This window comes from Dokdonella sp. GW821-FHT11D02, from assembly GCF_058808595.1.
The window spans coordinates 23,917-37,538 of sequence record NZ_CM179520.1; the positions used below are offsets into that span (position 1 = coordinate 23,917).

The 13,622-nt window shown below is 66.3% G+C and carries 13 protein-coding genes; 6 read left to right on the plus strand and 7 right to left on the minus strand.

What is annotated here, in order from left to right; translation table 11 throughout:
* Positions 1-62: 62 nt before the first annotated feature.
* Both AC3QL3_RS00105 and AC3QL3_RS00110 read right to left on the minus strand, forming a co-directional pair.
* Entirely contained in the window at positions 63-317 is a 255-nt protein-coding gene (locus tag AC3QL3_RS00105; RefSeq protein ID WP_492896177.1) for a GlsB/YeaQ/YmgE family stress response membrane protein, read from the minus strand.
* Positions 318-455: 138 nt separating this feature from the next.
* Entirely contained in the window at positions 456-749 is a 294-nt protein-coding gene (locus AC3QL3_RS00110; protein ID WP_492896178.1) for a hypothetical protein, read from the minus strand.
* Positions 750-910: 161 nt separating this feature from the next.
* On the opposite strand from AC3QL3_RS00110, the gene AC3QL3_RS00115 reads away from it, so the two are divergent.
* Complete coding sequence (locus tag AC3QL3_RS00115) at positions 911-1,525, plus strand: DUF4126 domain-containing protein (RefSeq protein ID WP_492896179.1); 615 nt, start codon at positions 911-913, stop codon at positions 1,523-1,525.
* On the opposite strand, the gene rraA is transcribed toward AC3QL3_RS00115, so the two are convergent.
* Together rraA and AC3QL3_RS00125 are read right to left on the minus strand one after the other, a co-directional pair.
* On the minus strand, positions 1,522-2,001 hold the full coding sequence (gene rraA / locus AC3QL3_RS00120) for a ribonuclease E activity regulator RraA (protein ID WP_492896180.1): 480 nt from the start codon (positions 1,999-2,001) through the stop codon (positions 1,522-1,524). The two genes, AC3QL3_RS00115 and rraA, sit on opposite strands and share 4 nt — an antisense overlap.
* Before the next feature lie 35 nt (positions 2,002-2,036).
* On the minus strand, positions 2,037-2,492 hold the full coding sequence (locus AC3QL3_RS00125) for a DUF1579 family protein (protein ID WP_492899013.1): 456 nt from the start codon (positions 2,490-2,492) through the stop codon (positions 2,037-2,039).
* A gap of 174 nt (positions 2,493-2,666) precedes the next feature.
* Here AC3QL3_RS00125 and AC3QL3_RS00130 point away from each other — a divergent pair, with 174 nt between their 5' ends.
* Positions 2,667-4,226, plus strand: a complete 1,560-nt coding sequence (locus AC3QL3_RS00130; RefSeq protein ID WP_492896181.1) for an Ig-like domain-containing protein — start codon at positions 2,667-2,669, stop codon at positions 4,224-4,226.
* Between the two features lie 48 nt (positions 4,227-4,274).
* Here the strand turns inward: AC3QL3_RS00130 and AC3QL3_RS00135 are convergent, their stop codons facing one another.
* The gene (locus AC3QL3_RS00135) at positions 4,275-6,569 is read right to left on the minus strand and encodes a protein kinase domain-containing protein (RefSeq protein WP_492896182.1); all 2,295 of its coding nucleotides are present in this window, start codon (positions 6,567-6,569) and stop codon (positions 4,275-4,277) included.
* Positions 6,570-6,685: 116 nt separating this feature from the next.
* Here AC3QL3_RS00135 and AC3QL3_RS00140 point away from each other — a divergent pair, with 116 nt between their 5' ends.
* The gene (locus tag AC3QL3_RS00140; RefSeq protein WP_492896183.1) at positions 6,686-7,321 is read left to right on the plus strand and encodes a hypothetical protein; all 636 of its coding nucleotides are present in this window, start codon (positions 6,686-6,688) and stop codon (positions 7,319-7,321) included.
* A 56-nt stretch (positions 7,322-7,377) separates the two neighbouring features.
* On the opposite strand, the gene AC3QL3_RS00145 is transcribed toward AC3QL3_RS00140, so the two are convergent.
* Together AC3QL3_RS00145 and AC3QL3_RS00150 are read right to left on the minus strand one after the other, a co-directional pair.
* Complete coding sequence (locus tag AC3QL3_RS00145) at positions 7,378-7,929, minus strand: ECF-type sigma factor (protein WP_492896184.1); 552 nt, start codon at positions 7,927-7,929, stop codon at positions 7,378-7,380.
* Positions 7,930-7,973: 44 nt separating this feature from the next.
* The gene (locus AC3QL3_RS00150) at positions 7,974-9,014 is read right to left on the minus strand and encodes a LysR family transcriptional regulator (RefSeq protein ID WP_492896185.1); all 1,041 of its coding nucleotides are present in this window, start codon (positions 9,012-9,014) and stop codon (positions 7,974-7,976) included.
* Positions 9,015-9,137: 123 nt separating this feature from the next.
* Between AC3QL3_RS00150 and aceB the strand changes: the two genes are divergently transcribed.
* The 3 genes from aceB to AC3QL3_RS00165 all read left to right on the plus strand — a co-directional run bounded on the left by aceB (position 9,138) and on the right by AC3QL3_RS00165 (position 13,537).
* Positions 9,138-10,748, plus strand: coding sequence for a malate synthase A (gene aceB, locus AC3QL3_RS00155; RefSeq protein WP_492896186.1), 1,611 nt, complete (start codon positions 9,138-9,140; stop codon positions 10,746-10,748).
* Positions 10,749-10,846: 98 nt separating this feature from the next.
* Positions 10,847-12,148, plus strand: coding sequence for an isocitrate lyase (gene aceA / locus AC3QL3_RS00160; RefSeq protein WP_492896187.1), 1,302 nt, complete (start codon positions 10,847-10,849; stop codon positions 12,146-12,148).
* Between the two features lie 312 nt (positions 12,149-12,460).
* Positions 12,461-13,537, plus strand: a complete 1,077-nt coding sequence (locus tag AC3QL3_RS00165) for a GGDEF domain-containing protein (protein WP_492896189.1) — start codon at positions 12,461-12,463, stop codon at positions 13,535-13,537.
* Positions 13,538-13,622 lie beyond the last annotated feature (85 nt).

Here is a 13,622-nt window from a genome sequence, read left to right on the forward strand (position 1 = left end):
CGCGCCCAGAAAAAAGGCCGGGATCGAATCCCGGCCTTCTTCTTTTTGCAGCGGTCGGAACGTCAGGCTCGTTTGAACAAGCCGATCAGGAACAGCAGGATCACCGCGCCGATCAGCGCGTTGATGATCGCGGCAATGAAGCCGCCGCCGATGGCGAGACCGACCTGCGGCAACAACCAGCCGGCGATGAACGCACCGATGATGCCGACGACGATGTTGCCGACCAACCCGAAACCATGCCCCTTGACGATCTGCCCCGCGAGCCAGCCCGCTATCGCACCTACGATCAGGAAGATAAGAATCGATTCGATGCCCACGCCAACCTCCCGTGATGACGTCGCCTCATGGGCGACGGCCGATTGTGCCGCAGTCCAATGACGGGCGCATGGTGCAACGCGGCGCGTTCTTCGCCGGCACGCTGAGCGCGATCGCGGCTCGACGGATTCGGATGCGCGTCAGCGCGACGCGTCTTCGCTGCGCTGTTCCGGAACCTTCTTTACGTCCGGCGGTATAAAACCGGGCGACACGGCGTGCGATTTTTTCTTCAAAGCGACCAGTTCTTCCACCGAGGCCATCGCCGCATCCGGCCTCGCGTTGGCGGCAATGCGATCGTTCGCCAGCGCAAGTACGAAGCCTACGGTACCGACCAAGCCGAACAGCAAGCCGAGGCCGAGCAGGCCCGGTGATTTGGTGGTGAACGCGAGCACGAAGCCGAGCAAGGTCAGTGCGAGCATGATCCAGCGGAACATGGGTGTCTTCGCTGTCGGTGGCGAGGACGCCACGCTAGCAGAAACTCCCGTTGCAGCGGATGCCCGCTGATCGGCCCGACCGTGCCGATCGCCCGCTCGTGCCTGCAACGGATCGGTAAGCTCATTCGTCATAGCATCTGCCCATACGGAGGAAGCCATCCATGGACTCGCTGTCGCAACTCGCCCTCGCCGGTGGTCTTGCCTGGGCCAGCGGAATTCGCCTGTACGTGACGATCTTCATCGTCGGACTGCTCGGTCGGTACGGTTATCTGAGCCTGCCCGAGCCGCTGCTGGTGCTGCAGACGGCGTGGGTGCTGGTTGCGGCTGGGATCATGGCAGTCGGTGAATTCCTCGCCGACAAGCTGCCCGGCTTCGATTCGGTGTGGGATGCGCTGCACACCTTCATCCGTATTCCGGCCGGCGCGTTCCTGGCCTGGGGCGCGATGGGCGATTCGACCCCGGCGGCTCAGCTCGCCGCGGCGCTGATGGGCGGGCTGATCACCAGCGGCACGCACCTGGCCAAAAGCGGCGGCCGCGCGGCGATCAATACCTCGCCCGAGCCGTTCACCAACTGGACCGCCAGCGCCAGCGAAGACGGCTTCGTCCTCGGCGTGCTGTTCTTAGCGATCCAGCATCCGCTGACGCTTTTGGTCGCGCTCGGTGTGTTTCTGCTGGTACTGGTCTGGTGGCTGCCGAAGCTGATTCGCTTTCTCTCGCGCGTGCTGCGCCGCTTGCACGGGCGCGATACGGCGGCCTTGCCGAGCCCAAGCCGCTAGGTGTGCAGGGCGCGTTCGGCGACGACGATGCCGTCGCCGTCGGCATATAGCCACGCGCCGGGCGCGAAGCGCACGCCGGCGAATTCGACCACGCGCTCGGCGTGACCGTTGTGCAATCCTTTCGTGCTCTTGCGCGGGTGCGCCGCCAGCGCCTTGATCCCGACCGCCTGCGTGGCGAGTTCCGCGCGATCGCGCACGCAGCCGTAGACGACCACGCCGGCCCAGCCGTTCTCAACCGCAAGCGCGCCGAGCTGGCCGCCGACCAGGGCGCAGCGCAACGAGCCGCCGCCGTCGACGACCAGTACGCGGCCATCGCCGGCTTGCTCCAGCGTCGAGCGCACCAGCGCGTTGTCCTCGAACACCTTCAGCGTCGCAATCGCTCCGTGAAACGCGCGCGCGCCGCCGAAATCGGCGAACACGGGCGCGCACACTTGCAAGTCCGCATGGGCGTCGCAGAGGTCGGCGGTGGCGATCATGGCAAGGTCCCGGGGCGAGTGGAGAATGCAGAGGGTCAGGCCGAACGCTGGTAGCGGCCGCGCATGAAGCGGGAAAAGTCGGTCTGTCCGGCGAAGCGGTTCTCGATCTCGAACTCGAGCGCATCGCCCGACAACTCGAAGCGATAGCGGCCTTCGCCGCGCGGCGTGTGCTTCTCCAGCCGCAAGATGTCGCCGTCCCAGCGGCCGCGTGCGATCTCGGCCGGAAAACCGATGCTGTCGAACCACCACCACAGCACGTCGCCGCTGCCGGGTTGGATCAGGAATACGCCGTGGCCGCGGAACGCGACCGCGCCGTCCTTTTCTTCCTCGTAATCCTGCAGCAAGGCCATGCCGTCGAGTCCGGTGCGAAAGCTGAAGCGTCCGCGCGCCGCACCGCCAGGTCCCCATGGCGAAGGCGACAACTCTTCCTCGCCGCTCCATTCGCCGGCCAGGCGAAACAGCAGCGCATGCTCGGGTCCCGGTTTGGGCATTTCCACGCGACGTCTCCTCGGCAATGAGGGTGACGATTCAAACACGAATGCCGGCGCGCGCGCAGCGTCGGGCCGGGCAAGCCGCGCATGAGACATTTGCGAATCGGTTTTCGCCTGTTGCGGACGAGGCGCTCGATGCGCCGATTGCATCGTCCTAACTGCAGGGGAATTCGCATGAAACCGCATGCTTCATCGCTTCGCTCGTTTGCGCTGTTGCGCTGTCTCGTCGTGGCGGCCGGATGGATCGGCAGCCTCGGCGCGAACGCCGCCGAATCCAAGGGCATCGCGCGCCTCGCGCCGGCCGAGGTGGCGGCGACGCCGACCCAAGTGATCTCCACGCCCGATGGCCCCCTGTGGCAGATCCATCTGGGCAACGAGCTGAGTGCGCAGATCGCGCACATCGGCGACATTTCCTACCAGGTCTATCCGCCGGGCAGCGCGCCGGGCGATTTCGGCACCCTGCTCTTGGTCGGCGATCGGCTCTACGCGCCGGATTTCGCCAACCACGGCACCACGGCGACGGCGGGCATCGGACCGTACACGCCGTTCACGCCGCGCAGTCAATCGAACGTCGCCGGCAGCGGCTCCGAACTCGATCCCTACACCGTCACCACGGTGGTCGCGGCCGGCGACAGCGGCTTGGAGTTGACCCAAGTCGACAGCTACGTGCACGGTTTCGAGTCCTATCGCACCGACGTCACCCTCCGCAACACCGGCGCGCACGCGGTATCGGCGATTCTGTATCGCGCGATGGATTGTTTTCTCGGGGGTTCGGACAGCGGCTACGGCCAGGTCGACGGCACCAAGATCGCATGCAAGGTGAATCCGAGCAGCGGTGCGCCCGATCGCATCCAGCAATTCGTACCGCTGACCGGCGCGAGCAGCTACTTCGAAGCGCGCTATTCCGAGGTGTGGAATACGATCGGCGCGCACCAGCCGTTCAACAACACCTGCCCCGGTTGTGCACAGAGCGTCGACAACGGCATGGGCCTCAGCTGGAGGATCAGCGTCGGGCCCGGCGCCAGCGTGACGCATTCGCATCTGACCTTGTTGACGCTCGGCGATACATCGACCTGCGGCCCGACCGTGGTTTCCACCGGCATCGCGCCGCTGACCGCCGGACTCAATCAAGAGATCTTCTTCTCGGCGCGCGCCAGCATCCACTGGCCCTTCACCGGCACGATGAGTTTCACCGCGGAGAACGCGGCCGGATCGTCGATCGCGTGCAGCACCGCCATGAACGATGTCGGCGCGTCGTGTCAGCACACGCTGGCGCCCGGCATCTACCAAGTCGTCGCGCGCTACTCGGGCGACGGCTTCAATCCGCCGGGGTGCTCGCCGCCGCAAACGGTCGCCGTGGTCAACGGCGATCCGACCGATCCGATCGTGATCTCGGTCCTGATGAATTCACCGCAAGCGGCGCAAGGCCGACCGGTTTCGCTCGCAGCGAGTGTGACGCCGCTGGCCGGCAGCGCGCGACCGGCCGCGGCGGCCTCGATCGACGATGGTTACGTCGCTTTCTCGCTCGGCGATCGGTTGCTCGCGAATGTCGCCATCGAACAGGGCACGGCCACCTACACGACGATCTTTCCCGGCGGACAATTCCCGATCACCGCGCGCTATTCGGGCAATGCGCAATACGTTCCGAACCAGAACACGCTGACGATCGAGGTGACCACGCCCGACGACAGCCTCTTCTACGGCGGCTTCGATTTCGGCCTCATCCAGCACTGACGGCTACGTGCGCCGAGCGCAGCGCTGCGCTCGGCGCGCGAATGTGGGCTACGGGCCGGCGCGGTCGGCTGCCTTCGCCAGGCTCGTCGCGGCGTCGAGTGTGGCTTGCGCCTTCTCGCGTCGGCCCGGTTCGAGCGATTCGGCCTGATCGTAGATCGCGAGCGCAGCCTTCGCCTGCGCGATCGCCTCGACCGCGTCGCCGCCGGCGAGCGCGATCTTGGCGGCGATCGCGTGCAGGTTGCCTTTCTTCCAGTCGTTCGGGCTGATCGTGCTCGCGGCCAACTGCATCGCTTCGGCGATCGTCGCGCGCGCGTCCTGGTGGCGGCCGAGCCGCGAATAGCGCTGTGCCAGATTGCCGAGCTTGATGGTCAAGCCTTGGTCGACGCCGAGCACTTTGCGATTGAGCGCCACGGCGCGTTCCTGCAAGCTCACCGCTTCGTCGAGCCGACCCATTTCGTCCAGCACGTAGGCGAGATTGCTGAGCGCGATGCCGAGGTCCAGCTCCGGCGCAGGCACGATCGCCTCGAGTTCGTTCAACACGCGCCGGTAAGTTGCGACCGAGGCGTCCAAGCGGCCGAGGCCATCGAGCGCGCCGGCGATGTTGGCGAGATTGACGGCACGGTCGCGCGGCAGCACCTCCGGCAGGCTCTCCTTCAAGCGCAGCGCTTCCTCGGCGCGCGGCAGCGCCTCGGCGTAGCGGCCGACGTCGTTGAGCAGGGCGGCGTAGTCGTTGAGCAGTTCGGAACGTTGCCGCCGTCCTTTCGCATCCTCCGTGCAGTGCGTGAGCGCTTGGAGATAGGTCGCCGCCGCCTCGTCGTAGCGACCCTGCGCCCATTCGACATAGGCACGCGACTGCAGAATCTGCGCGTATTCGCTGCCGCCTTCGTGCCGGCGCAGCGAGGCGGCGAGGTCGAGCTGCGTAGTCGCGTCCGCATTGCGGTTGAGCACCGCATAGGCCTGTCCGATCGCGCGGCGGATGTCGGCTTCGAGCAGCGGCTGCCCAGCCAGACGCTGCGGGATTTCCGCCACGGCTCGATCGATCGCATCGACCAGCAAGGGCTCCTTGCCGCCGTAGAACGGATCGGCATTGCCGATCATGTGGATCAGGAATTCGTTGCCGCGCTCGGCGCGATCCGCTGCGGCTTGCGCGCGCTGCGCCTGATACAACGCCGCGGCGCCGCCGAGCACGAGCGCGGCGAACGCCAGACTCGCCGCGGCGACGGCCCAGCGATTGCGCCGTACGAATTTGGCCGCGTGGTAGGTGAAGCCGCCGCCGCGCGCGCGCACCGGCCGGTGCGCGAGCCAGCGTTCGAGATCTTCGGCGAACGCGCGCGCCGATTCGTAGCGGCGAGCCGGCTCGGCCTCCAGCGCTTTCGTCACGACGCGATCGAGATCGCCGCCGAGTTGTTTCTTCCACTCCGCCAGCGCGCGCGCATTCAGACCGAGCGCATCCGCGTCGATGCGTGCGCTCGGCCGCGTCGGCGCCGTGGTCTCGATGCGGCGCACGAGTTCGGTCGGCGCGAGACCGGCGTGCAAGGCGCGGCCGGTCAGGAGCTCGTCGAGCACGAGGCCGAGCGCGTAGACGTCGCAGGCCGTAGTCAAGGGTTGGCCGAGCAGCTGCTCGGGGCTGGCGTACTCGGGTGTCAGCGGCATCAAGCCGGTGCGCGTGGCGCCGTCGAGACGGCCGTCGAGCGACTTGGCGATGCCGAAGTCGAGCAGTTTGGCCTGACCCTGCGCATCGACCAGCACGTTCGCCGGCTTGATGTCGCGGTGGATGATCAAGGCGCGATGCGCGGCATCGACCGCGGCCAGCACCTGCAGGAACAGTTCGATGCGCGTACGCACCTCGGGTGCGTGGCGGCGGCACCAGCGATCGATGCGCTCGCCGGCGACGTATTCCATCACCACATACGGCTGCCCCTGCGGGGTGGTGCCGCCGTCGAGCACGCGCGCGATGTGCGGATGCTCGAGCCAGGCCAGGAATTGGCGCTCGCTTTCGGCGCGGCGAATCGAATCCGCATCGCCCAGTACGCTGGCCAGCACCTTGATCGCCACGCGCTGCTCGAAGGCGCCATCGCGGCGTTCGGCCAGCCAGACCTGACCCATGCCGCCGTGGCCGAGCGTTTCGAGCAGACGGTACGGCCCGAGTTCGCGCAAGGGCGGCAAGGGTTCGAGGAAGCCCGCGCTGGCTGCATGCGCGGCGAGCAGAGCGAGCGCTGCCTCGCGTACGTCCGCGTCCGCCGCTTGCTCGATCCACGCGCGCCGTCGTTCCGGCGGCTGTTCCAGCGCGGCCTCGAACAGAACAAGCGCGGCCGTCGAGCTAGTGGACGTCGCGGACGTCATCAAGAATCCCCCTCGCCGACGATTCTAGTGCCTGCGTGAGACACGATGGCGCGCTTCGCCGCCAGTAGGTTCGACGCCGCGCCATCGCGCGGCGACCGACCCGGAGATTTTTCGCCATGAACCGCATCCTCCCTCTGTGCGCCTTCGCCCTGCTGTTCACCGACGCGGCCCTCGCGCAGGTCTACTACGGCGGCTACAACCTTGGCCCCGACTACGGCGCGATGATCCAGCAGGCGCAACAGCAACAAGCGGCGCTGAACCAGCAGATGCGCCAGCAGGAGCAGGCGATCGTCGCGCAGGCGATGCAGAGTCCGGACTGTCAGGCGAAATATCGCGCGCATTTGGCGCAAGGCGGCACGCTGCCCTATCCGCAGTTCGCGTATCAGTACGCCGCCACGGGCGGCTTCACGCCCGACGGTATCGCGCGCTTCCGCCAAGGCGAGGCCGCCAACCAGCGCGGCGAAGCGGCCGCCTACGCCGGCTTGCGTCAGGCCGAGGCCGCCAGCGCCGCGGCGCTGGCGAACGACGCCGAGCACGCCGCCGCCAGGCAGCGCGATTTCGGCGAAAACCTGAGCGGCAATGCCGGCTGGATCGATCCGCACGACGGCGCGCGCAAATCGCTCGGCTACCTCGGCGACAACGCAAGCTACGTCGACCCCAACAGCGGCCGCGCCTATCAACGCGACGCCAGCGGGCAGTACTACGCGCAGGGTGCGGATGGCCTGTGGTATGCGATGACGCCGGCGCGTTGAATGCCAGCTACACCGCGCGAAAACGGTTGACCCGCAATGCGCGGCGCGGCGCGCGCTCAGGCCAGCGCTTGGAATAGAAAACTGCGCGCGACTTCCCAGTCGCGCTGTGCGGTCGCGCGCGAGATGCCGAGCAGCTCGGCGATGTCGGCCATTTCGAGGCCGCCGAAATAGCGCAACTCGACCACCTGCACCTTGCGTGGGTCGAGCGCCTGCAATTGCTGCAGCGCTTGTTCGAGCGCGAGCAGATCGACGCCGTCGTCACCCTCTGCGGCCAGCGAAGACAGCGTGACCGCCTCGCGCGCAGCGCCGCCGCGTTTGGCCGCATCGCGCTGGCGCGCGTGGTCGATCAGCACCTGGCGCATGCGGCGCGCGGCGATGGCGAAGAACTGGCGACGATCGGCCGGCGCGAAACTGCCGTCCAGGCGCATCCACGCCTCGTGGACCAAGGCGGTCGGCGACAGTGTATGGCCGGGACGTTCGCCGCTCAGATGGCGCGCGGCGATCGCGCGCAACTCGGCGTAGACCAGCGGCAACAGCTGCGCTTCGGCGCGTGCTTCGCCGGCAGACAGCCGCTGCAGCAGCTGGGTGATCGCCTCGGATTCGTTCAACGCCCCGCCCCTGCGCCCGACGCGCGATTGTAGCGGCAGCCCGATCAACGTTCCGAATGTCCCGCTTCCCAGTAATCCTGTCGCGTGAACAGGCCGGGGCGGATCAGGTCGATGAACGCACGCGCCTCGGCGCTCAAGTACTTGCCCTTGCGCACGACCACGCCGTAACTGCGCTGCGGGAAGTAGGCGCCGAGGTTGCGCACACCCAGCCGCGCGCGATCGTCTTCGCCGATGCAGATGCCGGTGACGATCGAGATACCCAGCCCCATCGCGACGTACTGCTTGATGACTTCCCAACCGCCGACCTCGATCGCGACGTGATAAGGCACTTTGCGTTTCTGGAAGATCAGATCGACCAGGCGATAAGTGGTCAGGCGTTTGGGCGGCAGGATCAGACCGTAGGGCGAGATGTCTTCGAGCAGGATCTCGGACTTGCGCGCCAGCGGATGCTGCAGCGGCGTGATCAGCATCGGGTCGAAGTGATACAGCGGCTCGTAGACCAGGTCGTTGGGCACGTCGAGCATCGAGCCGACCGCGAAGTCCACCTGGTCCGAGCGCAACAGGGCGAGGCCGTCGGTGCCGGTCACGTTGTGCAGGTTGAGCGGAATGTCCGGATGGCGCGTGCGGAAGCTCGCGACCATGTCCGGCAACAGGTACTGGATGGTCGAGTTGCCGCAGGCGATGTCGAGGCTGTCGTGACTGAGGCCGCGCGTGCGTGCATGGAAGGCTTCGTCGAGTCCGTCGAGTCCTTCGACGACCGGCTGCGCGAGCTCGTACAGCGCTTCGCCCGCGCGCGTCAGCACGACGCGGCGGCGGCGGCGCTCGATCAATCGCGCACCCAACTCCTCTTCCAACGCGCGCAGCTGCAAGCTGACCGACGGCTGCGACAGAAACAGCGCCTCCGCCGCGCGCGAAAGCGTGCCGAGCTTGGCGATGGTGCAGAAGGCGCGCAGCTGCTTGACCCGGCTGCCCTTGTAATAGAAACGCGGGCTGGTCGTGGCTTTTTCGGCGGCGCCGGCGCTCTCGCGGCTTCCGGTTTGGCTGCGTTTAGCTCGGCCGCGTCCCGATTGTTCGGTTTTTGCCATGTTCAAGCAACGACTTGCGTGACAATTAACAATGATAATGGAATTCATTGAAACATATGTTTTGTCAAAATGTCATCGCGCGGCCTAGGCTTGTTGCATAGCATCAATCGCAGGGCGGGTCCGATGGCGGTTCCACAACAAGCGATGCGCGGCGGATTGCCGGAAGTCACTTCCTCCTCCAGCGCGGCACAGAGCGAAATGCTCAGTGCCGAGGCGCTGAGCTTCCTCGCCGATCTGCATCGGCGTTTCGATGCGCGGCGGCGTGACTTGCTCGCCGCGCGCAAGGAACGCCAAGCGCGTTTCGACGCCGGTGAGCTGCCCGACTTCCTGCCCGCGACGCAGGCCGTCCGCGACGGCGACTGGAAGGTCGCGCCGATCCCGTCGGCGTTGCAGGATCGCCGCGTCGAGATCACCGGTCCCGTCGACCGCAAGATGATCATCAATGCGCTCAATTCCGGCGCGAAGGTGTTCATGGCGGATTTCGAGGATTCCACCTCGCCGCGCTTCGACAACCTGCTCGACGGCCAGCGCAATCTGCGCGATGCGGTCGCCGGCCGCATCGAATTCACCTCGCCCGAAGGCAAGCACTACGCGGTCAAGCCGGACCCGGCCGTGCTGATGGTGCGTCCGCGCGGCTGGCATCTGCCGGAAGACCATGTGCGCGTCGACGGTGAGCCGATGTCCGGTTCCTTGTTCGATTTCGGCGTGTTCGTTTTCCACAACGCGGCCGCGCTGCGTGCACGCGATCGCGGGCCGTATTTCTATTTGCCGAAAATGGAAAGCCACCGCGAAGCGGCGTTGTGGAACGAGGTGATGAACCACGCCGAGGACGTGCTCGGTCTGCCGCGCGGCGCCATCAAGGTCACCGTGCTGATCGAAACGCTGCCGGCCGTGTTCGAGATGGACGAGATCCTGCACGCGCTGCGCACGCGCATCACCGGGCTCAACTGCGGACGCTGGGACTACATCTTTTCCTACATCAAGACGCTGCGCGCGCACCGCGATCGCGTGTTGCCCGAGCGCGGCCAGGTCGCGATGACGGTGCCGTTCCTGAAGGCGTATTCGGAGTTGTTGATCAAGACCTGCCATCGCCGCGGCGCGTTCGCGATGGGCGGCATGGCCGCGCAGATCCCGATCAGTCACGACGCTGCGGCCAACGACGCGGCGCTGGCGAAGGTGCGCGCGGACAAGCTGCGTGAAGTCCAAGCCGGCCACGACGGCACTTGGGTCGCACATCCCGCCCTGGTGACGGTCGCGCGCGAAGTGTTCGATCAGCACATGCCGACGCCCAATCAAATCGCGCTCGCACGCACCGACGTTCGCGCCGATCGCGACACCTTGCTCGCGCCCAGCGCCGGCACGATCACACGCGTCGGCTTCGCCGCCAACATCGAGATTTGCCTGCGCTACCTCGCCGCTTGGATCGACGGTCAGGGTTGCGTGCCGATCCATCATCTGATGGAAGACGCCGCCACCGCCGAGATCTCACGCGCCCAGCTGTGGCAATGGCTGCATCAGCCGGAAGTGAAGTTCGACGACGGTAACGTGATCGGTTTCGACGCGTTCGCCGCCGACCTCGCCCAAGCGCGCACGCGCCTGGCCGCAACCTCGATGCCGGGCCAGGCCCGCGTCGACGAAGCGGCCGATCTGCTCGACCAACTCACGCGTGCCGACGGGCTGGCCGATTTCCTCACCCTCGCCGGATTGGCGCTTTTGTCCGGCGATCGTCCTTGATCGCAACAACGAGAGCGGCCATGCGTGGCCGCGCTTTTCAACCCAGAAGCTCTCTCCCACCAACGCCGTACTTCTAGCCACCGACACCGAGGTTTGCCATGAAAGCGACTATGCCGACCGCCGAACAGATCAAGCTCGACTGGGCCAACAATCCGCGTTGGGCCGGCATCAAGCGCAACTACACGGCCGAGGACGTAGTGCGCCTGCGCGGCACGGTGCACGTGGAGCATTCGCTGGCGCGGCTCGGCGCCGAGAAGCTTTGGAAATCGCTGCACAGCGAAGACTTCGTCAACGCGCTCGGCGCGTTGACCGGCAACCAGGCGATGCAGCAGGTCAAGGCCGGGCTCAAGGCGATCTATCTGTCCGGCTGGCAGGTCGCGGCCGATGCGAATCTCGCCGGTCAGATGTATCCGGACCAATCCCTCTACCCGGCCGATTCAGTGCCGGCGGTGGTCAAGCGCATCAACAACGCGCTGCTGCGCGCCGACCAGCTGTACCACGCCGAGGGCGATGACAGCATCGACTTCCTGCAGCCGATCGTGGCCGACGCCGAAGCCGGCTTCGGCGGCGTGTTGAACGCGTTCGAGCTGATGAAGGCGATGATCGAAGCCGGTGCCGCCGGCGTTCACTTCGAGGACCAGCTCGCCTCGGTGAAGAAGTGCGGTCACATGGGCGGCAAGGTGCTGGTGCCCACGCGCGAGGCGGTCGAGAAGCTCAACGCCGCGCGCTTGGCCGCCGACGTCTACGGCGTGCCGACGCTGCTGGTCGCGCGCACCGACGCCGAGGCGGCGGATCTCTTGACCAGCGACGTCGATGCGAACGACCAGCCGTTCACGACCGGCGAGCGCACGGTCGAAGGCTTCTACAAGACCAAGAACGGCCTCGATCAAGCGATCAGCCGCGGCCTCGCCTACGCACCGTATGCGGATCTCGTCTGGTGCGAAACCGGCAAGCCCGATCTCAAGTTCGCCAAGGCCTTCGCCGACGCCATCCACAAAGAATTCCCGGGCAAGCTGCTCGCCTACAACTGCTCGCCGAGCTTCAACTGGAAGAAGAACCTCGACGACGCCACCATCGCCAAGTTCCAGAAGGAAATCGCGAGCTACGGCTACAAGTTCCAGTTCATCACTCTGGCCGGCTTCCACGCCTTGAACTACTCGATGTTCAACCTCGCGCACGGTTACGCGCGCCGCCAGATGAGCGCCTTCGTCGAGCTGCAGGAAGCGGAGTTCGCCGCCGCCGATCGCGGCTTCACCGCCGTCAAGCATCAGCGCGAGGTCGGCACGGGCTATTTCGATCAGGTGACACAGACGATCCAGCAGGGACAGTCTTCGACCACCGCACTGAAGGGCTCGACCGAAGAAGAGCAGTTCCACGGCGGCAAGTCGCAGGCCGCCTGAGAAACATCGATCCGCTGTGTTGGGCCGCCGACACCTCGGCGGCCCCGACGCCCGCCTGCTTGCGCAGGCCGCCGGCATCGGAACGAGCGGGGGAGGGAGAGGATGGACCCGAAGGCCGGGGTTCGCCGTCGGGTTCAACTGTTCCGATGCCGGGGCTGCGTAAATTCAGACGGACGGGTGGCTTGGAGCGTCGCAGCCGTCTCAAGAACGCCGCAAATCGACGCCCGTGAGGTGCCGCCCTCAGCCTGCGCGTGAGCAAGGCGTGAACATGGGTTAACATGGTCAACTCAGCGAGCCGCGTGTGGAGGTTCGGTGGCCAGGGTCAAGGAAGAGCTTTCCGAGGAACTTGCAGGGTCCGTCCCGGCGTCAGCGCCGGCGGCGCGTGCCGGCGTGCCCTTGCGCCAGCTCTCCGACGAAGAACACGCCCTGTTCGCGGGTGCGGGCCAGCGGCGCGACATCGCACCCGGCGAGATCATCTTCCGCCGCGGCGAACTCGGCCGCAGCATGTTCATCGTCGAATCGGGGCAGATCCAGCTCGAGTTCGGCGACGGCCTGCCCGACAAGCTGATCGGCCCGCGCGAGTTCTTCGGCGAGCTGGTGCTGTTCATTGGCAGCCATACCCGTGTCGCCAATGCCGTCGCGCTCGTTCCGACCGGCTTGCGCATCGTCGAGCACGACGCGTTCGAGCGCCTGCTCGATTCCGCTCCGCGCCTGGTCGCGCAATTCATGCGTCGCTCGTTCTCCTACCTCGTCGCCAGCGAGCAGCAGCTGATCCAAGGCTTGAAGCGCCGCAACGAGGACCTGATGGTCACGCTCGACTCGCTGCGCCAGACGCGCACGCAACTGACCACCGCCGAGCGCCTGGTGCAGACCGACGAACTGACCGGCCTGTGCAACCGGCGCGGCTTGTACATGTATCTGGAACGTTTGCACCAGCAGCGCCTGCCGGAAACGGTCCTCGGCCTGCTCCTGGTCGACCTCGACCGCTTCAAACAGATCAACGACCGCTGCGGCCATCTGATCGGCGACCAGGTGCTGCGCGCGATCGCCGAGGAAGTGCAGAGCGCGGCGAGTTCCACCGACGTGCCCTGCCGCCTCGGTGGCGACGAATTCGCGCTCTTGATGCAGATCACCGGCGAAGAGGAATTGCGCGCGCGCGCCACGCAGATCATCGCGGCGGTGAACTCGCTGCGCTTTCCCGGCGTCGGCGAAGGCTTGGTGGTTTCGGTCAGCATCGGCGCCAGCCTGTGCATCGACGGAATCGATTGGGCGGTCTGGTACAGCGATGCCGATGCCGCGTTGTACGAGGCGAAGGGGCGCGGCGGCGACGGATACGAAGTGAATCGTTCGGACGGACAGGTTTCCGTCATGAGGACGTCCTTGGTCTGACCGGCGCCATACAGATGATTCGATCGGCGGATGATGCGTCGATGGATGGGATCGGCGGGTCGAGTTTCGACGGGCTTGCGGGAGT